Here is a 22,018-nt window from a genome sequence, read left to right as displayed (position 1 = left end):
CACATTATGGATGTGTAAACATCTGGACGGCTAAAACACAAAAAATCCATGAGAGGCATATGATGACTATTCTGAACCACACCCTCGGTTTTCCTCGCGTTGGCCTGCGTCGCGAGCTAAAAAAAGCGCAAGAAAGCTACTGGGCGGGTCACGCCTCACGTGAAGAACTGCTGGCTGTAGGCCGCGAGCTGCGCGCCCGCCACTGGGATCAGCAGAAGCAGGCGGGCGTTGACCTGCTGCCGGTGGGCGATTTTGCCTGGTACGATCACGTGCTAACCACCAGCCTGCTGCTCGGCAACGTTCCGGCGCGCCATCAAAATAAAGACGGCTCGGTTGATATCGATACCTTATTCCGCATTGGTCGTGGTCGCGCCCCGACGGGTGAGCCAGCGGCGGCGGCAGAAATGACCAAATGGTTTAATACCAACTATCACTACATGGTGCCGGAGTTCACCAAAGGTCAGCAGTTCAAACTGACCTGGACCCAACTGCTGGATGAAGTGGACGAAGCGCTGGCGCTCGGCCACAAGGTAAAGCCCGTGCTGCTGGGGCCGGTCACTTACCTGTGGCTGGGGAAAGTGAAGGGCGAACAGTTTGACCGCCTGACCCTGCTCAGCGACATTCTGCCGGTTTACCAGCAGGTGCTGGCCGAGCTGGCGAAACGCGGTATTGAGTGGGTACAGATTGATGAACCCGCGCTGGTACTGGAGCTGCCGCAGGTTTGGCTGAACGCCTTCAAACCCGCGTATGACGCGCTGGCAGGGCAGGTAAAATTACTGCTGACCACTTATTTTGAAGGCGTAACGCCGAACCTGGATACCATTACCGCGCTGCCGGTGCAGGGTCTGCACGTTGATTTCGTTCATGGCAAAGATGACGTTGCCGAGATGCACCAACGCCTGCCTGCCGACTGGCTGCTGTCAGCCGGTTTGGTAAATGGTCGTAACGTCTGGCGCGCCGATCTCAGCGAAAAATATGCACAAATTAAAGACATCGTCGGGAAACGTGCTCTGTGGGTGGCTTCTTCCTGCTCTCTGCTGCACAGCCCAATCGATCTCAGTGTGGAAACCCGCCTTGATGCCGAAGTGAAGAGCTGGTTTGCCTTCGCGCTGCAAAAGTGCGGCGAGCTGGCGCTGCTGCGCGATGCCCTGAACAGCGGCGATACGGCGGCAATTGTGGAATGGAGCGCACCGATCCAGGCGCGTCGTCACTCTACCCGCGTACACAACGCCGCAGTGGGAAAACGTCTGGCGGCCATCACCGCGCAAGACAGCCAGCGCGCCAACGCTTACCCGGTTCGCGCTGAGGCACAGCGTGCCCGCTTTAATCTGCCGGCATGGCCGACCACGACGATCGGTTCATTCCCGCAAACCACCGAAATTCGCGGCCTGCGTCTGGACTTCAAAAAGGGCAACCTGGATGCTGCGCACTATCGCACCGGTATTGCAGAGCATATCAAACAGGCGATCGTCGAGCAGGAACGTCTGGGGCTCGACGTGCTGGTGCACGGTGAAGCCGAGCGTAACGACATGGTGGAATACTTTGGCGAGCATCTGGACGGTTTCGTCTTTACCCAGAACGGTTGGGTGCAGAGCTATGGTTCTCGCTGCGTGAAGCCGCCGGTGGTGATTGGTGACGTCAGCCGCCCGGAAGCGATCACCGTGGAGTGGGCGAAGTACGCGCAGTCGCTGACCGACAAGCCGGTAAAAGGTATGTTGACCGGTCCGGTGACCATTCTCTGCTGGTCGTTCCCGCGTGAAGACGTGACGCGTGAAACCATCGCCAAGCAGATTGCGCTGGCGCTGCGTGATGAAGTGGCGGATCTGGAAGCGGCGGGCATTGGCATCATTCAGATCGACGAACCGGCGCTGCGCGAAGGTCTGCCGCTGCGGCGCAGCGACTGGGCCGCGTATCTGGCGTGGGGGGTAGAAGCCTTCCGTATTAACGCGGCGGTGGCGAAGGATGAAACCCAGATCCACACCCATATGTGTTACTGCGAGTTCAACGACATCATGGATTCCATTGCGGCGCTGGACGCGGATGTCATCACCCTTGAGACCTCACGCTCCGACATGGAGTTGCTGGAATCGTTTGAAGAGTTCGACTATCCCAACGAAATTGGGCCGGGCGTCTACGATATTCACTCGCCGAACGTCCCGAGCGTGGAGTGGATTGAGGCCCTGCTGAAGAAGGCGGAGCAGCGTATTCCGGCTGAGCGACTGTGGGTGAACCCGGACTGTGGCCTGAAAACCCGCGGCTGGCCGGAAACCCGCGCCGCGCTGGCGAACATGGTCAAAGCCGCGCAAAATCTGCGTCAGGCGTAAGTAACGGCGGGCAGGCGTTATGCCTGCCCGCCCATCAACCGGCTGAGGTGGGGGCTCAACCACGTCAGTTCATCTTTGTGCCGCACCGGCCAAACAGAATCATCTCTCGCGGGTCGCTTAATTCATGTCAGCGCCATTGCTGGCAATCACTCTCTGGTACCACCAGAAAGAATCTTTGCGCAGACGCTGGAGAGAGCCATTGCCTTCGTCGTCCTGGTCAACATAGATAAAACCGTAGCGTTTTGACATCTGCGACGTGCCGGCGCTGATGATATCGATGCAGCCCCAGGTGGTGAATCCCATCACCTCCACCCCTTCATGAATGGCGGCCAACGTTTGCTCAAAGTGGGCGCGGAAGTAGTCGATGCGGTAATCATCGTGAATTTTACCGTCCACCACCACGTCTTTCGCGCCCAGGCCATTTTCAACGATAAATAGCGGCTTCTGGTAACGGTCATACAGTTCAAGCAGCGAAATTTTCAGGCCAAGGGGGTCAATCTGCCAGCCCCATTCCGATGCGGGTAAATAGGGATTTTTCACGCCCAGCACCGTGTTGCCGGGAATGCGCTCGGCATCGGGCTGCGTCGACTCGGTCATCGACATGTAGTAACTAAAAGAGACGAAATCGACAGTATGCTGTTTTAATATGTGGCGATCTTCATCATGCATGGCGATCTCAATACCGCGACGTTCAAGATCGCGCAGGATCAGCGGCGGATATTCGCCAAACACCTGTACGTCGGCATAGAAGTAATTTTCGAGATTCTTCTTCAGCGTCGCCTCGACATCCTCCGGGCGGCAGCTGTGCGGATAGGTGGTGAGCTTGGTCAGCATGCAGCCCACCTGGCTGCCGGGTATGATGGCGTGGCAGTCGCGGGTGACTAACGCGGAAGCGACAAACTGATGATGTAGCGCCTGGTAGATATCCTGTTTTGCCTTGCCCGGCGCGCTTTTCTCTTCGCGGATCCCGGCGGTGGTAAACGGGTGGCGATGAATGCTGTCGATTTCGTTAAACGTCAGCCAGTAGCGCACCAGATCTTTATAGCGCTCGAAGCACACCTTGCTGAAGCGTACGAAGGCATCCACGACGTTTCGGTGTACCCAACCGTTATATTTTTCACTGAGCGCCAGCGGCATTTCATAGTGTGAGAGGGTAACCAGCGGCTCGATGTGATGGCGGCGCAGCTCACGGAACAGGTCTTCATAAAACTGTAGGCCCGCTTCGTTCGGCTCGGCATCTTCGCCGGTGGGGAAGATGCGCGACCAGGCGATGGAGACGCGCAGAACCTTAAAGCCCATTTCGGCGAACAGCGCGATATCCTCTTTATAGCGATGGTAAAAATCAATGCCGCGGCGTTTTGGATACAACGCATCGTTTCGGCCCAGCAGCGCATCCTGCACGTTTTCATCCGTCAGCGCGGCGTGCCCCGCGTAATCCTTCAGCGACAGATTGGGTTTCCAGGAGATTGCATCGGCGACCGATGGCCCTTTACCCGCCACGTTCCATGCCCCTTCGGCCTGATTTGCAGCGATCGCGCCGCCCCATAAAAACCCCTGCGGAAACGAGAGAGATTTTGCCATTACACGGACTCCTTAAGCGTCATAATAATCTGCGGGTTGGAATGTTTTTCATCGTGGTCGTTATGCGACAGTGTGAAGCGTTTGCCGTTGGTTACCACCATCACAAACATGTGGGCCACCGTCCCGTTCGTAGGCCCACTGTGAAGGAGATGACTTTGCGAGAGAAAACATCGTCGTTAACTTTTCCAGGGGAATAATTTGCCCTTCAACGGGGCGAATAAACGTGAGCGGAGCCGCTTTTTCGGCAGCCTTGTCGTGCCGCCCGCCAGGGGGATGATATCCAGTGCCGTCTGCAAAGGGGGCATGCCGGGTCCCTGTCAGTAGAGCAAAAAAAGACCTGAAGCCGAAGGTCTCTCGAAAGAGAAGATCGGCTTCAGGCCTTGCTTACGGATCGTCGTGATACACCTGTGCTTACTACGCTGAACGGCGAGCGGCTTAACCCTTTTTACCGTTGTACTGCGCGAACCACGCTAGCATGCGCTGCCAGCCGTCTTTGGCTGACTCTGCATGATAGCTGGGACGATAATCAGCGTTAAATGCGTGCCCGGCATCGGGATAAACCACAATATCCGCTTTCGCGTTCGCTGCGCGTAACGCGTGGCGCATGGTTTCCACGGTATCAAGCGGAATACCGCTATCTTTACCGCCGTACAGGCCGAGCACCGGTGCGCTGAGATCGACCGCCACGTCGACCGGGTGTTTAGGACTGTTCAGCGATTTATCGCCCACCAGTCGGCCATACCAGGCGACGGCGGCCTTAAGCTGCGGGTTATGCGCGGCGTACAGCCACGCAATGCGCCCGCCCCAGCAGAAGCCGGTAATGGCCAGGCGGTTGGCGTCGCCGCCGTTGCGGGCGGCCCAGCTAGCGACATGATCGAGGTCGGCCAGCACCTGCGCGTCGGGCACTTTGCTGACCAGCCCGCTGAACAGCGACGGAATGTCGTCATAATCGTTCGGATCGCCCTGGCGGAAATAGAGCTCCGGCGCAACGGCCAGATACCCCTCGAGCGCCAGGCGTCGGCAGATATCACGGATGTGTTCGTGGACGCCAAAAATCTCCTGCACTACGATGATTACCGGAAGCGGCGCATCGCTGTGTTTGGGGCGAGCGTGATAGGCGGGCAGCAGATCGCCCTGTGACGGAATGGAGGTTTCTCCCGCCGTAATCGCCTCTTCGGGCGTATGAACGATGGTCGAGGCATGAGGTGAAGCCGCAGGGGCAAATCCAGGTTGTTTGTTGGTTGTCATGGCATTCTCCGTACCCTTTTAATGAACGCATAGCCGAATTACAGTGCCTTAATGCGGCGTATTTTTGTGCAGCAGGAATTAACAATAACTTGTTAATGTGATGTGAATCACTAATTGTGTGGAATTTAATGTAATATTTTTAATTCTTAGTGATGGTAATCACGAAAAAGAGTTGTGGTCTTCTATAAAGTACATTTTTGCTTCTTCTGACAAAACTGAACCACAGAGGAGTTCTTTATGTCCAAGTCTGATGTTTTTCATCTCGGTCTCACTAAAAATGATCTACAAGGGGCCACGTTAGCGATTGTCCCTGGTGACCCGGAGCGTGTGGAAAAGATCGCCGCGCTGATGGAAAAGCCGGTCAAACTGGCATCTCATCGTGAATTTACCTCCTGGCGTGCCGAACTCGACGGCAAGCCGGTCATCGTGTGCTCAACCGGTATCGGTGGCCCATCTACCTCTATCGCCGTGGAAGAGCTGGCGCAGTTGGGTATCCGTACCTTCCTGCGTGTGGGCACCACCGGGGCGATTCAGCCGAACATCAACGTCGGTGACGTGCTGGTGACGACCGCTTCCGTCCGTCTGGACGGTGCGAGCCTGCACTTTGCGCCGATGGAATACCCGGCTGTTGCTGATTTCGCGTGTACCACCGCGTTGGTTGAAGCAGCGAAATCTGTGGGGGCAACTACCCACGTGGGCGTAACCGCCTCTTCCGACACCTTCTACCCGGGTCAGGAACGTTACGACACCTTCTCTGGCCGCGTGGTGAAAGCCTTCAAAGGCTCCATGGAAGAGTGGCAATCCATGGGCGTGATGAACTACGAAATGGAATCGGCCACGCTGCTGACCATGTGTTCCAGCCAGGGCCTGCGTGCGGGGATGGTTGCCGGCGTTATCGTTAACCGTACCCAGCAGGAAATTCCAAACGCAGAGACCATGAAGCAGACCGAAAGCCATGCGGTGAAAATCGTGGTGGAAGCGGCGCGCCGCCTGCTGTAATTTCCCCTCCCTTTGCGAAAGGCCGACTTGTTCGGCCTTTTTCTTTTTGCGTAGACGCTCGCAGGAAACTGCTTTAAAACTGGACGTTTATACAGCACAATCCTATTTTTGCAGATAATCGGTTTATGCAGGGGGCATTGTGGATATTGCCGTGGTGATTTATGCGCTGGTGGCGCTGGCGGGGATCGCGATTGGCTGGCTGGCGGCGAGCTATCGCGTGGCGCAGCAGCGCGCCGAGCAGTTAGCGGAAGAGCGTGATGTGTATGGTGAGCTGAGCGCGGCGAAACAGCAGATTGCCCAGAATGCCCACTGGCGTGAAGAGTGTGAGTTGCTCAATAACGAACTGCGTAACCTGCGGGAAATCAACTCGTCGCTGGAGGTCGATCTCCGTGAAGTGACCACGCTGCTGGAAACCACTCGCCAGCATGGTGATGAAAAATATCGCCTGATGCTCAACAGCGAACAGCGCCTGAGCGAACAGTTTGAAAACCTCGCCAACCGCATCTTTGAACAGAGCAACCGCCGCGTTGATGAACAGAACCGGCAGAGCCTGCACGGCCTGCTTACGCCGCTGCGCGAGCAGCTCGACGGTTTTCGCCGCCAGGTGCAGGAGAGCTTTGGTCAGGAGGCGCGTGAGCGCCATACTCTGGCGCATGAAATTCGTAACCTCCAGCAGTTAAACGCTCAGATGGCGCAGGAAGCGGTCAACCTGACCCGGGCGCTGAAGGGCGACAACAAAACCCAGGGCAACTGGGGGGAAGTGGTGCTGACCCGCGTGCTGGAGGCTTCCGGCCTGCGGGAAGGGCACGAATACGAAACCCAGGTGAGCATCAATACCGATGGCAATTCGCGTATGCAGCCCGATGTGATAGTCCGCCTGCCGCACCGCAAAGACGTGGTGGTCGACGCCAAAATGACGCTGGTGGCCTACGAGCGCTACTTTAACGCGGAAGATGATTACACCCGCGAAGCGGCGCTGCAGGAGCACATTGCGGCGGTGCGTAACCATATTCGCCTGCTGGGACGCAAAGACTACCAGCAGTTGCCGGGCCTGCGTTCGCTGGACTACGTGCTGATGTTTATCCCCGTCGAGCCGGCTTTCCTGCTGGCGCTTGACCGCCAGCCAGAGTTAATCAGCGAAGCGCTGAAAAACAATATTATGCTGGTAAGCCCCACCACGCTGCTGGTGGCGCTGCGTACCATCGCTAACCTGTGGCGCTATGAACATCAAAGCCGCAATGCGCAACATATTGCTGAACGAGCCAGCCGCTTATATGACAAAATGCGCCTTTTCGTGGACGATATGTCGGCCATCGGCCAGAGCCTCGATAAAGCCCAGGATAACTACCGCCAGGCGATGAAAAAGCTGACCAGCGGGCGTGGCAATCTGCTGACGCAGGCAGAAGCCTTCCGCCACCTTGGGGTAGAGGTGAAGCGCGAGATTAATCCGGATTTGGTTGAACAGGCGACGGCGCAGGACGATGATTTTCGTCTGCGCGATGATACCGACGCGAATGATGACAATCCGTTAGCCGCAGAACGCCGCTAATCCGGCGTCGGGACGGATTTCGTAACGGGGTGGAATCGTAGGGCAATTGCGTCCAATCTGTTACACTCCATGAACATTTTCTTGATAAGCAGGCATAGAGATGGTTGAGGATTCACAAGAAACGACGCACTTTGGCTTTCAGACAATCGCCAAATCACAGAAAGAAGACATGGTGGCGCATGTATTCCATTCTGTCGCCGCAAAATACGATGTAATGAACGATCTGATGTCGTTCGGGATTCATCGTCTATGGAAGCGTTTTACCATTGATTGCAGCGGCGTGCGCCGTGGACAGACGGTTCTCGACCTGGCGGGCGGCACCGGCGACCTGACGGCGAAATTCTCGCGCATGGTGGGCGAAACCGGCCGCGTGGTGCTGGCGGACATCAACGACTCCATGCTGAAAATGGGGCGTGAGAAGCTGCGCAATATCGGCGTGGTCGGCAACGTGGAATACGTGCAGGCCAACGCGGAAGCGCTGCCGTTCCCGGATAACACCTTTGATCTGATCACCATCTCTTTCGGTCTGCGTAACGTCACCGACAAAGACAAAGCGCTGCGCTCTATGTACCGCGTGCTGAAGCCGGGCGGACGCCTGCTGGTGCTTGAGTTTTCCAAGCCGGTTTTCGACCCGCTGAGCAAAGCCTACGACGCCTATTCGTTCCACATTCTGCCGCGTATTGGCGAAGCGGTGGCTAATGATGCAGACAGCTATCGCTATCTGGCGGAATCTATCCGTATGCACCCGGATCAGGACACGCTGAAAGAGATGATGCAGAACGCCGGGCTGGAAAATGTTGATTACTACAACCTGACGGCAGGGATTGTCGCGCTGCACCGCGGCTATAAATTCTGATAAGTGGGGGGCCGCTATGCCTTTAAAACCCTTAGTGACCGGCAGTATTGAAACCGCCATAAACGCGCTGCTCTGGCGTGAAAAAGCGTTAAAGCCTGCTCGTCAGCGCCTTATTGGAAAAGTACTGCGTATCGTGTTGAAAGAGTTCTCCTCCCCGCTGGTGCTGGTCTTCAGCGAACGTCAGGTTGACGTGCTGGGCGCGTGGGAAGGCGAAGCGGATTGCACCGTCATCACGCGGGTTAGCGTGTTACCGCAGTTGCGCAACCGGCAGCAGCTCACCGCGCTTATCCGCAATAACGATCTGGAAGTGCAGGGCGATCTCCAGGTGGTACAAAACCTGGTGTCGCTGGCCGATCTCGCTGAGTTTGACCCGGCAGAGCTGCTGGCGCCGTATACAGGCGATATTGCCGCCGAAGGCGTCAGTAAACTGCTGCGCGGCGGGGCGAAGCTCTTACAGCATGGCCTGGCGCGCCAGCAGCGCTACGTGGCTGAAACCCTGACGGAAGAGTGGCGTCTGGCACCGGGCGCGCTGGAAGTCGCCTGGTTTGCGGAAGAGACGGCGGCGGTGGAGCGTGAGCTTGCGGCGCTGACCAAACGGTTGGAAAAACTGGAGGGGAAATGACGCCAGGAGAATTACGGCGCCTGTATTTTATCATCCGCACCTTTTTGAGTTACGGGCTTGATGAGCTCATTCCCAAAATGCGTATCACGCTGCCGCTGCGCTTTGGGCGTCGGCTGTTGTTCTGGATGCCGAATCGCCACAAGGATAAGCCGCTGGGTGAACGTCTGCGGCTGGCGCTACAGGAGCTTGGCCCGGTATGGATTAAGTTCGGGCAGATGCTGTCTACCCGTCGCGACCTTTTCCCCCCGCAGATTGCCGATCAATTAATCCTGTTGCAGGATCGCGTTGCGCCGTTTGACGGCAGGCTGGCGAAGCAGCAGATCGAAAAATCGATGGGTGATATTCCCGTCGAGAGCTGGTTTGACGATTTTGATATTGAACCGCTGGCTTCAGCCTCTATTGCACAGGTGCACACCGCGCGGCTGAAAGAGAACGGCAAAGAGGTGGTTATCAAGGTGATCCGCCCGGATATTCTGCCGATCATCAAAGCCGATATGAATCTGATTTACCGCCTGGCGCGCTGGGTTCCCCGCCTGCTGCCGGACGGCCGTCGTTTGCGCCCGGTAGAAGTGGTGCGCGACTATGAAAAAACGCTGATCGACGAGCTCAACCTGCTGCGCGAAGCGGCAAACGCCATCCAGCTGCGCCGCAACTTTGAAGACAGCCCGATGCTGTACGTGCCAGAGGTGTATTCCGACTACTGTCGCGTCGATATGCTGGTGATGGAGCGCATCTACGGCATTCCAGTGTCCGACATTGAGACGCTCGAGAAGCAGAATACCAACATGAAATTGCTGGCCGAGCGTGGCGTACAGGTGTTCTTTACTCAGGTGTTCCGCGACAGCTTCTTCCACGCCGATATGCATCCTGGCAACATCTTTGTCAGCTATGAGCATCCGGAAGATCCCCAGTATATTGGCATCGACTGCGGTATCGTCGGTTCGCTGAATAAAGAAGACAAGCGCTACCTGGCCGAGAACTTTATCGCCTTCTTTAACCGCGACTACCGCAAGGTGGCCGAACTGCACGTTGACTCCGGCTGGGTGCCGCCGGACACCAACGTCGAAGAGTTTGAATTTGCGATTCGTACCGTTTGCGAACCTATTTTCGAAAAGCCGCTGGCGGAGATCTCCTTTGGTCACGTGCTGCTGAACCTGTTTAATACCGCTCGGCGCTTCAACATGGAAGTGCAGCCACAACTCGTGTTACTGCAAAAGACATTACTTTACGTAGAAGGGGTAGGACGCCAGCTCTATCCTCAGTTAGATTTATGGAAGACGGCAAAACCGTTCCTCGAATCGTGGATTAAGGATCAGGTCGGTATTCCGGCGTTGTTCCGCGCGCTGAAGGATAAAGCCCCGTTCTGGATTGAAAAAATGCCGGAATTGCCTGAGCTGGTGTACGACAGCCTACGTCAGAGCAAACAGGTCCAGGCCAGCCTGGAGAAGCTTTCTCAGGAGATGGCGACGCACCGCACCCGTCAGGGGCAATCGCGCTATCTCTTTGGTATAGGCGCGGTTTTACTCCTGAGCGGTACCGTATTACTGATTCAACGGCCTGAATGGGGGCTGATGCCCGCGTGGCTTATGGCCGGAGGGCTGGTGGTATGGCTCGCGGGATGGCGGAAGACGCGCTGAATTATGCGTCGCTAACAGGGCGCCGCATAACGTATAATGCGCGCTGATTAATTCATCATCTATGCACAAAATCATTCAGGCTGCGTCAAGGCGGCAAGTGAGTGAATCCCCAGGAGCGTACATAAGTACGTGACTGGGGTGAACGAACGCAGCCAACGCAGAGGCGGCTTGAAGGATGAAGTGCATATCAGAGGGATATGTATGGGTGGTATTAGTATTTGGCAGTTGCTGATTATCGTCGTTATCGTAGTTCTGCTTTTCGGGACTAAAAAGCTGAGCTCGCTGGGTTCCGATTTAGGCTCGTCCATCAAAGGCTTCAAGAAGGCCATGAGTGATGAAGACGACACCAAACCTAAAGCGGACCAGGATGCAGATTTCACTGCGAAATCCATTGCTGATAAGCAGGAAAGTGCAAAGAAAGACGAAGCGAAACGCCACGACAACGAGCAGGTGTAATTCGTGTTTGATATTGGTTTCAGTGAACTGCTGCTGGTGTTTGTTATTGGCCTCATTGTATTGGGGCCAAAACGTCTGCCGGTAGCGGTGAAAACGGTGGTGGGCTGGATTCGGGCGCTGCGCTCGCTGGCGACCACCGTACAAAACGAGCTGACGCAGGAGCTTAAACTCCAGGAGTTTCAGGACAGCCTGAAGAAAGTGGAGAAAGCGAGTCTGGATAGCCTGACGCCTGAACTTAAGGCTTCCATGGATGAACTGCGTGAAGCGGCAGAGTCGATGAAACGGTCCTATTCGATGCATGACCCTGAAAAGGCGAGCGACGAGGCCAATACCATCCATAACCCGGTGGCGAAGGATAAGGACGTTGAGCCGTCTCAAGCGGCTGAACCGCAGGCGACGCACGCTGAAGAGCCAGTGGTGGCTAAGTCTGCCGAAGTGCCGGAAGCCGAGGTGGTGAAACCGGCAGAGAAAGAGAAAGTCTCTGCGGCCGCTGTTCCTGAATCCTCCCCCGCATCGAGTGATAAATCGTAAACATGAGCGTAGAAGATACTCAACCGCTGATCGCTCATTTGATTGAGCTGCGCAAGCGCCTGCTCAACTGCATCATCGCGGTTCTCGTCATTTTCCTGGCGTTGGTTTACTTCGCCAACGATATCTATCAGCTGGTCTCCGCGCCGCTGATTAAACAGATGCCGGTTGGCGCGACGATGATCGCCACCGACGTGGCGTCGCCTTTTTTCACGCCGATCAAGCTGACCTTTATGGTTTCGCTGATCCTCTCCGCGCCGGTTATTCTGTACCAGGTATGGGCGTTTGTGGCGCCAGCGCTGTATAAGCATGAACGTCGTCTGGTGGTGCCGCTGCTGGTGTCCAGCACCCTGCTGTTTTATATCGGCATGGCGTTTGCCTACTTTGTGGTGTTCCCGCTGGCCTTTGGCTTCCTGACGCATACCGCGCCGGAAGGGGTGCTGGTCTCAACGGATATCAAGAGCTACCTCGATTTCGTCATGTCGCTGTTTATTGCTTTCGGCGTGTCGTTTGAGGTGCCGGTTGCTATCGTGCTGCTGTGCTGGGTCGGCGTGACCACACCGGACGATCTGCGCAAGAAGCGCCCGTACGTGCTGGTCGGCGCGTTTGTGGTCGGCATGCTGCTGACGCCGCCGGACGTGTTCTCGCAGACGCTGCTGGCCATCCCGATGTACTGTCTGTTTGAAGTGGGGGTCTTCTTCTCTCGCTTCTACGCGGGCAAGCGACTCACGCGTGATGAAGACGCGGAAGCGGAACAAACTGAAGAATAACCAACCGCCCGTAAGGGCGGTTGTCATATGGGGGCAAGGATGTTTGATATCGGTGTTAACCTGACCAGTTCACAGTTCGCGCGCGACCGTGATGAGGTGGTCGCGCGGGCACGTGCCGCGGGCGTGCACGGCATGCTGCTGACCGGAACCAACCGTCATGAGAGCGAAGAAGCGCAGCGGCTAGCGGAACGCTTTGAAGGCTGCTGGTCAACGGCAGGCGTGCATCCACATGACAGCAGCAGCTGGTCGCCGGAGGTGGCGGACGCTATCTATGCGCTGGTGAACAAGCCCGAAGTGGTGGCAGTGGGCGAGTGCGGCCTGGACTTCAACCGCAACTTCTCCACGCCGGCCGAGCAGGAAGTTGCGTTTAGCGGTCAGCTGGCGATGGCTGCCGAGCTGGGCATGCCGGTCTTTTTGCACTGTCGCGATGCTCACGAGCGCTTCCTCGCGCTGCTGGAGCCGTGGCTCGACCATTTGCCTGGCGCGGTGCTGCACTGCTTTACCGGCACGCGTGAAGAAGCGCAGCAGTGCCTGGACCGGGGCCTGATGATCGGTATTACCGGCTGGGTCTGCGACGAGCGTCGCGGGCTGGAACTGCGGGAACTGCTGCCGACGATCCCGGCGGACCGCCTGCTGCTGGAGACCGATGCGCCGTATCTGTTGCCGCGCGACATGACGCCGAAACCGGCATCGCGTCGTAACGAGCCGGCGTATGTACGGCACATTCTGTCACGCGTGGCCGAATGGCGTGGGGAAGATGTTCAGTGGCTGGAAGCCGTCACCGACAGTAACGCCAAACGGCTATTGAAGATAGACTTTTAGTTCAGGCCTTGCGGAAGTCGGTGTTTTTGACGCTCTGCTTAATTTGTTTGTTGAGCAGGTTAAGCAGCAGCATAGAGCGTGCTTCGCCATCAGGCTCGGCAAAGATGGCCTTCAGCCCCTCGAACGCGCCTTCGGTAATGACCACGCTGTCGCCGGGATAGGGCGTTTCCGGGTCGGTGATATCATCAGGTTGATAAATTGAGAGCTGATGGATGACCGACGATGGCACGGTTGCCGGGCGCATGCCAAAACGGACAAAATGGCTGACGCCGCGGGTGGCGTTAATGGTGGTGGTGTGAATCACCTCCGGGTCAAACTCCACGAACAGATAGTTCGGGAACAGCGGCTCACTGACCGATGTACGCTTGCCGCGCACTATTTTTTCCAGGGTGATCATCGGCGTCAGGCAGTTGACCGCCTGTCTCTCAAGATGTTCCTGGGCACGCTGAAGTTGCCCGCGTTTGCAGTACAGTAAATACCAGGCTTGCATAATGACTCTTTCCACTCGTTAACGCGGAAGCATAGCAAAAGTGCAGCCAGATCGCGATGTTGATTATGATGGCTTTAATTCACGCTAATTTAACAAAAATACAGCATCAAAGGACCATTCGCCGTATACTAGGGCGCTTACCAGGAGGCCAAGAATTACCCCATGAAATACCATGACCTACGCGACTTTCTGACCATACTCGAACAGCAGGGTGAACTAAAACGTATTAGCCTCCCGGTGGATCCCCATCTGGAAATTACCGAAATTGCCGATCGCACCCTGCGTGCCGGTGGGCCAGCGCTGCTGTTTGAAAATCCTAAAGGTTATGATATGCCGGTGCTGTGCAACTTGTTCGGCACACCTAAGCGCGTGGCGCTGGGAATGGGACAAGAGGACGTCAGCGCGCTGCGTGAAGTGGGTAAACTCTTAGCTTTCCTGAAAGAACCGGAGCCGCCAAAAGGCTTCCGCGATCTGTTCGATAAACTGCCGCAGTTCAAACAGGTGTTGAACATGCCGACCAAGCGCCTGCGCGGTGCGCCTTGCCAGCAAAAAGTCGTCTCCGGCGACGATGTCGATCTCTCACGCATTCCGGTGATGACCTGCTGGCCAGAAGATGCGGCACCGCTCATTACCTGGGGCCTGACGGTAACCCGTGGTCCGCATAAAGAGCGGCAGAATCTGGGTATCTATCGCCAGCAGGTGATTGGCAAAAACAAACTGATTATGCGCTGGCTGTCGCATCGCGGCGGCGCGCTCGATTTCCAGGAGTGGTGTGCTGCGCATCCGGGCGAACGTTTCCCGGTATCGGTCGCGCTGGGTGCTGACCCGGCAACCATTCTGGGCGCGGTGACGCCGGTGCCGGACACGCTTTCTGAGTATGCGTTCGCCGGTCTGCTACGCGGGACGAAAACGGAAGTGGTGAAGTGTCTTTCCAACGATCTGGAAGTGCCTGCCAGCGCCGAGATTGTCCTCGAAGGCTACATTGAGCCGGGCGAAATGGCGCCGGAAGGACCCTATGGCGATCACACCGGTTACTACAACGAAGTGGATAGCTTCCCGGTGTTTACCGTCACCCACATTACCCAGCGTGAAGACGCGATTTATCACTCCACCTATACCGGGCGTCCACCGGATGAACCGGCGGTGCTGGGCGTGGCGCTGAATGAAGTCTTCGTGCCTATTTTGCAAAAGCAGTTCCCGGAAATCGTCGATTTCTATCTGCCGCCGGAAGGGTGTTCATATCGCCTTGCCGTCGTGACGATGAAAAAACAGTATGCTGGGCACGCAAAACGCGTAATGATGGGCGTATGGTCGTTTTTACGCCAGTTTATGTACACAAAATTCGTGATTGTCTGCGATGATGACGTTAACGCACGTGACTGGAACGATGTGATATGGGCGATCACTACCCGTATGGACCCCGCGCGGGATACCGTGCTGGTAGAGAATACGCCGATTGATTATCTGGATTTCGCCTCGCCGGTTTCCGGTCTGGGGTCGAAAATGGGGCTGGACGCCACCAACAAATGGCCTGGGGAAACCCAGCGCGAATGGGGCCGTCCAATTAAGAAGGATCCCGCCGTTACGGCGCGTATTGATGAGATCTGGGACGAGCTGGCCATATTTCCCGACAATAAATGATAACCCACCCCGGAAGATTTCACGCCGTGGGCGTTGCGCCGACCGCGTGAATGAGGATGGGGGAAAAGACCCGACAGAGGGAGCGCATGACAACCTTAAGCTGTAAAGTGACCTCGGTGGATGCCATTACCGATACGGTATATCGCGTTCGTTTAGTACCCGAAGCTGCCTTCTCATTTCGTGCCGGACAGTATCTGATGGTGGTGATGGACGAGCGCGATAAGCGTCCGTTCTCCATGGCCTCAACGCCGGATGAAAAGGCGTTTATCGAGCTACACATCGGTGCTTCCGAGCTGAATCTGTACGCAATGGCCGTGATGGACCGCATCCTGAAAGACCGTGAAGTGGTGGTAGATATCCCGCACGGCGAGGCCTGGTTACGTGAAGAAGACGATCGCCCGCTGGTGCTGATTGCCGGCGGTACAGGGTTCTCCTATGTGCGTTCCATTCTGCTGACCGCGCTGGCGCGTAACCCGAATCGCGACGTGGCGATCTACTGGGGCGGCCGTGAAGAGAAACACCTTTACGATCTCTCCGAACTGGAAGCGCTGTCGGTGAATCACCCGAACCTGCGTGTGGTACCGGTAGTGGAACAGCCGGAAGAAGAGTGGCGCGGGCGTTCGGGTACCGTGCTGACGGCGGTGCTGCAGGATTATGGTACGCTGGCGGAGCACGATATCTATATCGCGGGACGTTTTGAAATGGCGAAAATTGCTCGCGACCTGTTCTGCAATGAACGTCAGGCGCGTGAAGACCGCCTGTTCGGCGATGCGTTTGCCTTTATCTGATAGGCAATAAAAAACCCGCCCCTGACAGGCGGGAAGAACGGCAACTAAACTTTGTTGTGTTGTAGGCCGGATAAGACGTTTTGCGTCGCCATCCGGCGTTATTTGCCGGGGGCGCTGCGCTTGCCCGGCCTACAATAGCGATATACTGCGCGCCCCGGTCTCCGGGGCGCGTTTTTTATACGCGCTCGATAACCGTCGCAATACCCTGACCTAAGCCAATGCACATGGTCGCCAGACCGAACTGAGCGTCTTTGCGTTCCATCAGGTTAAGCAGGGTGGTGGTGATACGCGTACCGGAACAGCCTAACGGGTGGCCCAGGGCGATCGCGCCACCGTTGAGGTTGATCTTCTCGTCGATCTGCTCCATCAGCCCCAGATCCTTAATGCACGGCAGGATCTGCGCGGCAAAGGCTTCGTTCATCTCAAACAGATCGATATCACTTGTGCTCAGACCCGCTTTTTTCAGCGCCAGCTTCGAAGCCGGAACCGGACCGTAGCCCATGATCGACGGATCGCAGCCGACCACCGCCATTGAGCGGATGCGCGCGCGCGGGGTTAATCCCAGCTCGCGGGCGCGGCTTTCGCTCATCACCAGCATGGCAGAGGCGCCATCTGAGAGAGCGGAAGAGGTCCCTGCGGTCACCGTACCGGTAACTGGGTCAAATGCGGGACGAAGAGTGGATAACGCTTCAACGGTGGTTTCCGGACGGATCACTTCGTCGTAGTTAAACTGCTTGAGCACGCCATCCGCGTCGTGGCCACCGGTAGGAATGATTTCATTCTTAAAAGCCCCAGACTGCGTGGCGGCCCAGGCACGTGCGTGGGAACGCGCGGCGAAGGCATCCTGCATTTCACGGCTGATGCCATGCATACGGGAAAGCATTTCCGCCGTCAGGCCCATCATCCCCGCGGCTTTCGCCACGTTGCGGCTCATACCCGGGTGGAAATCAACGCCATGGCTCATCGGCACGTGGCCCATGTGTTCTACGCCGCCGACCATACAGACCTGCGCATCACCGGTCATGATCATCCGCGCCGCATCGTGCAGGGCCTGCATCGAGGAACCACACAGACGGTTAACGGTGACTGCCGGTACAGAATGCGGGATTTCCGCCAGCAGCGACGCGTTACGGGCGATGTTAAAACCCTGCTCCAGCGTCTGCTGTACGCAGCCCCAGTAGATGTCGTCGATGGCTGCCGCTTCCAACGCCGGGTTACGCGCCAGCAGGCTACGCATCAGGTGCGCGGAGAGATCTTCGGCGCGCACGTTGCGGAATGCGCCCCCTTTCGAGCGGCCCATTGGGGTACGAATTGCATCAACAATAACAACCTGTTCCATCGTGACTCCTTAAGCCGTTTTCAGCTCACCAGCCGGGCGGGCTGGCTCAACCGGGGGATAATACGCTTCGTTATGGCGCGCTTTGTCGCGCAGACCGGCCGGTACTTCGTACAGCGGGCCAAGGTGCTGATACTGCTGCGCCATATCGAGATACTTCGCGCTGCCGAGCGTATCCAGCCAGCGGAAAGCGCCGCCGTGGAACGGAGGGAAGCCCAGGCCGTAAACCAGCGCCATATCGGCTTCCGCCGGGCTGGCGATGATGCCTTCTTCCAGGCAACGCACCACTTCGTTGACCATCGGGATCATCATACGAGCAATAATCTCGTCGTCGCTGAAGTCGCGCTTCGGCTGGCTAACGTCGGCCAGCAGGCTGTCCACCGTGGCATCTTCTTCTTTCTTCGGCTTACCTTTGCTGTCCTCTTTATAGCGCCAGAAGCCCAGACCGTTTTTCTGACCGTAGCGGCTTGCTTCAAACAGCGCATCGATAGCGTCGCGATAATCTTTCTGCATACGCTGCGGGAAACCGGTCGCCATCACCGCCTGCGCATGGTGGGCGGTATCAATACCCACCACGTCGAGGAGGTAAGCCGGGCCCATCGGCCAACCGAACTGTTTCTCCATCACCTTATCAACCTTGCGGAAGTCCGCGCCGTCGCGCAGCAGCTGGCTAAAACCAGCAAAGTACGGGAACAGGACGCGGTTGACGAAGAAACCGGGGCAGTCGTTGACCACGATCGGCGTTTTGCCCATCTTGCTCGCCCAGGCGACGACTTTCGCGATGGTGCTTTCTGAAGTTTTCGGTCCACGGATGATCTCAACCAGCGGCATACGGTGCACCGGGTTAAAGAAGTGCATACCGCAGAAGTTTTCCGGGCGTTCCAGCGCATCGGCCAGCTCGCCGATGGGAATAGTCGAGGTATTAGAAGCCAGCACGGTATCCGGGCGCACTTTCTGCTCGGTTTCTGCCAGTACCGCCTTCTTGACCTTCGGGTTTTCCACGACGGCTTCAACAACCACGTCAACGCGATCAAAACCAGCGTAATTCAGCGTCGGCTGAATAGTGGAGATCACCCCAGCCAGCTTCAGACCGTCGATTTTGCCGCGCTCCAGCTGTTTGTTGAGCAGCTTGCTGGCTTCCGTCATTCCGAGAGTCAGCGATTTTTCATTGATATCCTTCATGATCACCGGCACGCCCTTCCAGGCGGACTGGTAAGCGATCCCGCCACCCATGATGCCCGCGCCAAGCACGGCAGCATGTTTCGGCGGTTCGGTGTTTTTGGTCAGTTTCTTTGCCTGACCTTTTACGTATTGGTCGTTGAGGAAAATGCCGACCAGCGCACGGGCTTCATTAGAATGGGCCAGTGGAACAAAACTTTTGTTTTCCAGGTTCAGCGCTTCTTCACGGCCAAAGCGGGCCGCCGCTTCGATGGTTTTCACCGCCGTGATAGGTGCCGGATAGTGTTTACCCGCGGTCTGCATCACCATGCCTTTTGCAATGGTGAAGCTCATGGTGGCTTCAATTTTGCTGAGCTTGAGCGGTTCCAGTTTCGGCTGGCGTTTGGCTTTCCAGTCGAGGTCGCCGTTAATTGCCTGGCGCAGGACCGCCAGCGCGCCGTCAAACAGTTTTTCCTGTTTGACGATGCCGTCGACCAGACCGATTTTCAGCGCTTGTTCGGCACCGACGTCTTTACCGGCGGCGATGATTTCCAGCGCGCTGTCGGCGCCCAACAGACGCGGCAGACGTACGGAGCCGCCAAAGCCCGGCATGATGCCCAGCTTGGTTTCCGGCAGGCCGATGCGCAGGTCCGGCGTGGCCAGACGATAGTCGGTCGCCAGTACGCATTCGCATCCGCCGCCCAGCGCATAGCCGTTCACCGCGGAAATCGTCGGGACCGGCAGATCTTCCAGACGGTTAAACACGCTGTTGGCGAAATGCAGCCACTGGCTGAACTGTTCTTCTGGCACCAGGAACAGCGAAAGGAATTCGGTGATATCCGCGCCGACAATAAAGGCCGCCTTTTCAGAGCGCAGCAGCAGCCCCTTCAGCTCTTTTTGTTTTTCGAGGACGTCGAGCGCCTGGCCGAGGCTGGCTACGGTTGCGGTATCTAACTTGTTAACTGAGCCAGGGGCATCGAACACCAGTTCGGCAATGCCATCTTCCAGCCAGTTGAGGTACAGGGTGTCGCCTTTGTAGAGCATGTCAGTCTCCTGAATCCAGCAATATGATCTGGTCATACCAGATAAACTCGAGTGTGTATTTTGTGTTAAATAAATGCAAATAAGTCTTTAAATATTTGCTGGTCGGATCACGTCCGGGGGAAATCACGCAGGATCAGTGAGGTGTGCTACTATGCGGGGACTAAAGGGCAATAAATTCAGAAGGGTAAATAATGGAATCACTGGCCGCACTTTATAAAAATCATATTGTTACCTTACAAGAGCGGGCGCGTAACGCACTCGAGCGTTTTAAGCTTGATGCGCTGCTTATCCACTCTGGCGAGCTGATGAATGTTTTTCTGGATGACCACGCGTACCCGTTCAAGGTTAACCCGCAGTTTAAAGCCTGGGTGCCGGTGACTCAGGTACCTAACTGTTGGCTGCTGGTGGATGGCGTCAATAAACCTAAGCTGTGGTTCTACCTGCCGGTAGATTACTGGCACAACGTTGAACCCCTGCCGACCTCATTCTGGACGGAGGATGTTGACGTTATCGCACTGCCGAAAGCAGACGGTATCGGCAGCCAGCTGCCCGCTGCCCGCGGCAATATCGGCTATATCGGTCCGGTTCCGGAGCGTGCGCTGGGTCTTGGCATTGCGGCGAACAACATCAACCCGAAAGGGGTTATTGATTACCTGCACTACTATCGCTCATATAAAACGGATTACGAACTGGCGTGCATGCGCGAAGCGCAGAAGATGGCGGTGAATGGCCACCGTGCCGCGGAGGAAGCGTTCCGTTCCGGCATGAGCGAGTTTGATATCAACCTGGCGTATCTGACCGCCACCGGACACCGCGATACCGATGTCCCGTACGGCAATATCGTGGCGCTGAACGAACACGCGGCCGTGCTGCATTACACCAAGCTGGATCACCGCGCACCTTCGGAAATGCGCAGTTTCCTGCTGGACGCCGGGGCGGAGTATAACGGCTACGCGGCTGACCTGACCCGTACCTGGGCTGCGCACAGCGATAACGACTACGCGCACCTGGTAAAAGACGTTAACGCCGAGCAACTGGCGCTGATCGCCACCATAAAAGCGGGGACGAGCTATGTGGATTACCACATTCAGTTCCATCAGCGCATTGCCAAACTGCTGCGTAAACATCAGATCGTTACCGACATGAGCGAAGAAGCCATGGTCGACAACGATCTGACCGGGCCGTTTATGCCACACGGCATTGGTCACCCGCTAGGCCTGCAGGTACATGATGTTGCGGGCTTTATGCAGGATGATAGCGGTACGCACCTGGCAGCGCCGTCCAAATATCCGTATCTGCGCTGCACCCGAGTGCTGGAGCCGCGTATGGTGCTGACCATTGAGCCGGGTATCTACTTCATTGAATCTCTGCTTGCGCCGTGGCGCGAAGGCCAGTTCAGCAAGCACTTCAATTGGCAGAAAATCGAAGCGCTGAAGCCGTTTGGCGGCATTCGTATTGAAGATAACGTGGTGATCCACGAGAACAATATCGAAAATATGACGCGTGACCTGAAGCTGGCGTAATGGAAAGCTGGCGAATACCGGCGGAGCCGGTCACCTTCGTTGAAGAGATCAAGAAGAGCCGTTTTATCACCCTGTTGGCGCATACCGACGGGGTGGAAGCGGCCAAAGCGTTCGTCGAGTCGGTTCGCGCTGAACACCCGGATGCCCGTCACCATTGCGTGGCGTGGGTAGCGGGTAGGCCGGACGACTCGCAGCAACTGGGTTTCTCTGATGACGGTGAACCGGCGGGTACGGCCGGTAAACCGATGCTCGCTCAGCTGATGGGCAGCGGCATTGGTGAAATTACCGCCGTAGTGGTGCGCTACTACGGCGGTATCTTATTGGGTACCGGTGGGTTGGTGAAAGCCTATGGCGGCGGGGTGCAGCAGGCGCTGAATCTGCTGGCGACAGAGATCAAGGTGCCGTTAACCGAATATACTCTGTTATGCGAATACGGACAGTTGGCGGGCGTTGAGGGGCTGGTGGAGCAATATGCGGGACAGATAGTCGACAGCGACTATCAGGCCTCGGTACAGCTTCGTGTGGCGCTTCCGCAGGCGAAAGTGGCGGATTTTTCCGCAAGACTGGCCGATTTTAGCCGTGGTTCATTGCATTTGTTAGCGATTGACGAATAATCCCCCTCCTGACTTTATTGATTATCAAAGGA

At 56.6% G+C, this 22,018-nt stretch carries 19 protein-coding genes; 14 read left to right on the top strand and 5 right to left on the bottom strand.

Going from position 1 to position 22,018, the window contains the following annotated elements; genetic code table 11:
- The first annotated feature begins 62 nt into the window (after nt 1–62).
- Nucleotides 63–2,324 (top strand): 5-methyltetrahydropteroyltriglutamate--homocysteine S-methyltransferase, encoded by a 2,262-nt coding sequence (metE, locus tag ABTW00_RS22340; RefSeq protein WP_433641114.1) that lies wholly within the window; start codon nt 63–65, stop codon nt 2,322–2,324.
- A gap of 117 nt (nt 2,325–2,441) precedes the next feature.
- On the opposite strand, the gene ABTW00_RS22335 is transcribed toward metE, so the two are convergent.
- Both ABTW00_RS22335 and ABTW00_RS22330 read right to left on the bottom strand, forming a co-directional pair.
- On the bottom strand, nt 2,442–3,905 hold the full coding sequence (locus ABTW00_RS22335) for a glycoside hydrolase family 1 protein (RefSeq protein ID WP_433637696.1): 1,464 nt from the start codon (nt 3,903–3,905) through the stop codon (nt 2,442–2,444).
- A 435-nt stretch (nt 3,906–4,340) separates the two neighbouring features.
- Entirely contained in the window at nt 4,341–5,153 is an 813-nt protein-coding gene (locus ABTW00_RS22330; RefSeq protein ID WP_433637694.1) for a dienelactone hydrolase family protein, read from the bottom strand.
- A 237-nt stretch (nt 5,154–5,390) separates the two neighbouring features.
- Between ABTW00_RS22330 and udp the strand changes: the two genes are divergently transcribed.
- The 9 genes from udp to tatD all read left to right on the top strand — a co-directional run bounded on the left by udp (nt 5,391) and on the right by tatD (nt 13,392).
- Nucleotides 5,391–6,152, top strand: a complete 762-nt coding sequence (gene udp / locus ABTW00_RS22325; protein WP_064546475.1) for a uridine phosphorylase — start codon at nt 5,391–5,393, stop codon at nt 6,150–6,152.
- 139 nt (nt 6,153–6,291) lie between these two features.
- Complete coding sequence (rmuC, locus tag ABTW00_RS22320; RefSeq protein WP_433637692.1) at nt 6,292–7,701, top strand: DNA recombination protein RmuC; 1,410 nt, start codon at nt 6,292–6,294, stop codon at nt 7,699–7,701.
- A gap of 100 nt (nt 7,702–7,801) precedes the next feature.
- A complete protein-coding gene (gene ubiE / locus ABTW00_RS22315) occupies nt 7,802–8,557 on the top strand; it encodes a bifunctional demethylmenaquinone methyltransferase/2-methoxy-6-polyprenyl-1,4-benzoquinol methylase UbiE (protein ID WP_064546477.1) in 756 nt (251 codons plus the stop codon).
- Between the two features lie 16 nt (nt 8,558–8,573).
- Nucleotides 8,574–9,179 (top strand): ubiquinone biosynthesis protein UbiJ, encoded by a 606-nt coding sequence (ubiJ, locus tag ABTW00_RS22310; RefSeq protein ID WP_433637689.1) that lies wholly within the window; start codon nt 8,574–8,576, stop codon nt 9,177–9,179.
- Nucleotides 9,176–10,816, top strand: coding sequence for a ubiquinone biosynthesis regulatory protein kinase UbiB (gene ubiB, locus ABTW00_RS22305; protein WP_433637686.1), 1,641 nt, complete (start codon nt 9,176–9,178; stop codon nt 10,814–10,816). The genes ubiJ and ubiB overlap by 4 nt, the downstream gene beginning before the upstream one ends.
- 201 nt (nt 10,817–11,017) lie before the next feature.
- Nucleotides 11,018–11,272, top strand: coding sequence for a Sec-independent protein translocase subunit TatA (gene tatA / locus ABTW00_RS22300; RefSeq protein ID WP_064546483.1), 255 nt, complete (start codon nt 11,018–11,020; stop codon nt 11,270–11,272).
- A gap of 3 nt (nt 11,273–11,275) precedes the next feature.
- Nucleotides 11,276–11,803 (top strand): Sec-independent protein translocase protein TatB, encoded by a 528-nt coding sequence (gene tatB, locus ABTW00_RS22295; RefSeq protein ID WP_064546485.1) that lies wholly within the window; start codon nt 11,276–11,278, stop codon nt 11,801–11,803.
- Between the two features lie 2 nt (nt 11,804–11,805).
- Nucleotides 11,806–12,570 carry a Sec-independent protein translocase subunit TatC gene (gene tatC, locus ABTW00_RS22290; RefSeq protein ID WP_064546487.1) on the top strand — a complete coding sequence of 255 codons (765 nt, stop codon included), beginning with the start codon at nt 11,806–11,808 and terminating at the stop codon, nt 12,568–12,570.
- 27 nt (nt 12,571–12,597) lie between these two features.
- The gene (tatD, locus tag ABTW00_RS22285) at nt 12,598–13,392 is read left to right on the top strand and encodes a 3'-5' ssDNA/RNA exonuclease TatD (protein ID WP_167351061.1); all 795 of its coding nucleotides are present in this window, start codon (nt 12,598–12,600) and stop codon (nt 13,390–13,392) included.
- 1 nt (nt 13,393) lies between these two features.
- On the opposite strand, the gene rfaH is transcribed toward tatD, so the two are convergent.
- On the bottom strand, nt 13,394–13,882 hold the full coding sequence (gene rfaH, locus ABTW00_RS22280; protein WP_064546493.1) for a transcription/translation regulatory transformer protein RfaH: 489 nt from the start codon (nt 13,880–13,882) through the stop codon (nt 13,394–13,396).
- A 162-nt stretch (nt 13,883–14,044) separates the two neighbouring features.
- Here rfaH and ubiD point away from each other — a divergent pair, with 162 nt between their 5' ends.
- A complete protein-coding gene (gene ubiD, locus ABTW00_RS22275; RefSeq protein ID WP_064546496.1) occupies nt 14,045–15,523 on the top strand; it encodes a 4-hydroxy-3-polyprenylbenzoate decarboxylase in 1,479 nt (492 codons plus the stop codon).
- Nucleotides 15,524–15,609: 86 nt separating this feature from the next.
- Nucleotides 15,610–16,311: an NAD(P)H-flavin reductase gene (gene fre / locus ABTW00_RS22270; RefSeq protein ID WP_065357457.1), complete on the top strand. Its 702-nt coding sequence runs from the start codon at nt 15,610–15,612 to the stop codon at nt 16,309–16,311.
- Between the two features lie 175 nt (nt 16,312–16,486).
- Here fre and fadA read toward each other — a convergent pair whose 3' ends face one another.
- Both fadA and fadB read right to left on the bottom strand, forming a co-directional pair.
- Nucleotides 16,487–17,650, bottom strand: coding sequence for an acetyl-CoA C-acyltransferase FadA (fadA, locus tag ABTW00_RS22265; RefSeq protein ID WP_064546509.1), 1,164 nt, complete (start codon nt 17,648–17,650; stop codon nt 16,487–16,489).
- 9 nt (nt 17,651–17,659) lie between these two features.
- Nucleotides 17,660–19,849, bottom strand: a complete 2,190-nt coding sequence (gene fadB, locus ABTW00_RS22260; protein WP_433637681.1) for a fatty acid oxidation complex subunit alpha FadB — start codon at nt 19,847–19,849, stop codon at nt 17,660–17,662.
- Between the two features lie 191 nt (nt 19,850–20,040).
- Here fadB and pepQ point away from each other — a divergent pair, with 191 nt between their 5' ends.
- Nucleotides 20,041–21,372, top strand: coding sequence for a Xaa-Pro dipeptidase (gene pepQ, locus ABTW00_RS22255; protein WP_433637678.1), 1,332 nt, complete (start codon nt 20,041–20,043; stop codon nt 21,370–21,372).
- On the top strand, nt 21,372–21,986 hold the full coding sequence (locus ABTW00_RS22250; protein ID WP_064546513.1) for an IMPACT family protein: 615 nt from the start codon (nt 21,372–21,374) through the stop codon (nt 21,984–21,986). The genes pepQ and ABTW00_RS22250 overlap by 1 nt, the downstream gene beginning before the upstream one ends.
- Nucleotides 21,987–22,018 lie beyond the last annotated feature (32 nt).

This window comes from Kluyvera georgiana, assembly GCF_050990895.1.
GTDB classification, from domain to species: domain Bacteria; phylum Pseudomonadota; class Gammaproteobacteria; order Enterobacterales; family Enterobacteriaceae; genus Kluyvera; species Kluyvera georgiana.
This window is presented reverse-complemented; position numbering and strand designations above follow the sequence as displayed.

What these genes read in the sequence shown, in the direction of transcription:
- metE (WP_433641114.1), top strand. Translation starts at nt 63, where the DNA reads ATGACTATTCTGAACCACACCCTCGGTTTTCCTCGCGTTGGCCTGCGT.
- ABTW00_RS22335 (WP_433637696.1), bottom strand. Translation starts at nt 3,905, where the DNA reads ATGGCAAAATCTCTCTCGTTTCCGCAGGGGTTTTTATGGGGCGGCGCG.
- ABTW00_RS22330 (WP_433637694.1), bottom strand. Translation starts at nt 5,153, where the DNA reads ATGACAACCAACAAACAACCTGGATTTGCCCCTGCGGCTTCACCTCAT.
- udp (WP_064546475.1), top strand. Translation starts at nt 5,391, where the DNA reads ATGTCCAAGTCTGATGTTTTTCATCTCGGTCTCACTAAAAATGATCTA.
- ubiE (WP_064546477.1), top strand. Translation starts at nt 7,802, where the DNA reads ATGGTTGAGGATTCACAAGAAACGACGCACTTTGGCTTTCAGACAATC.
- ubiJ (WP_433637689.1), top strand. Translation starts at nt 8,574, where the DNA reads ATGCCTTTAAAACCCTTAGTGACCGGCAGTATTGAAACCGCCATAAAC.
- ubiB (WP_433637686.1), top strand. Translation starts at nt 9,176, where the DNA reads ATGACGCCAGGAGAATTACGGCGCCTGTATTTTATCATCCGCACCTTT.
- tatA (WP_064546483.1), top strand. Translation starts at nt 11,018, where the DNA reads ATGGGTGGTATTAGTATTTGGCAGTTGCTGATTATCGTCGTTATCGTA.
- tatC (WP_064546487.1), top strand. Translation starts at nt 11,806, where the DNA reads ATGAGCGTAGAAGATACTCAACCGCTGATCGCTCATTTGATTGAGCTG.
- tatD (WP_167351061.1), top strand. Translation starts at nt 12,598, where the DNA reads ATGGGGGCAAGGATGTTTGATATCGGTGTTAACCTGACCAGTTCACAG.
- rfaH (WP_064546493.1), bottom strand. Translation starts at nt 13,882, where the DNA reads ATGCAAGCCTGGTATTTACTGTACTGCAAACGCGGGCAACTTCAGCGT.
- ubiD (WP_064546496.1), top strand. Translation starts at nt 14,045, where the DNA reads ATGAAATACCATGACCTACGCGACTTTCTGACCATACTCGAACAGCAG.
- fre (WP_065357457.1), top strand. Translation starts at nt 15,610, where the DNA reads ATGACAACCTTAAGCTGTAAAGTGACCTCGGTGGATGCCATTACCGAT.
- fadA (WP_064546509.1), bottom strand. Translation starts at nt 17,650, where the DNA reads ATGGAACAGGTTGTTATTGTTGATGCAATTCGTACCCCAATGGGCCGC.
- fadB (WP_433637681.1), bottom strand. Translation starts at nt 19,849, where the DNA reads ATGCTCTACAAAGGCGACACCCTGTACCTCAACTGGCTGGAAGATGGC.
- pepQ (WP_433637678.1), top strand. Translation starts at nt 20,041, where the DNA reads ATGGAATCACTGGCCGCACTTTATAAAAATCATATTGTTACCTTACAA.
- ABTW00_RS22250 (WP_064546513.1), top strand. Translation starts at nt 21,372, where the DNA reads ATGGAAAGCTGGCGAATACCGGCGGAGCCGGTCACCTTCGTTGAAGAG.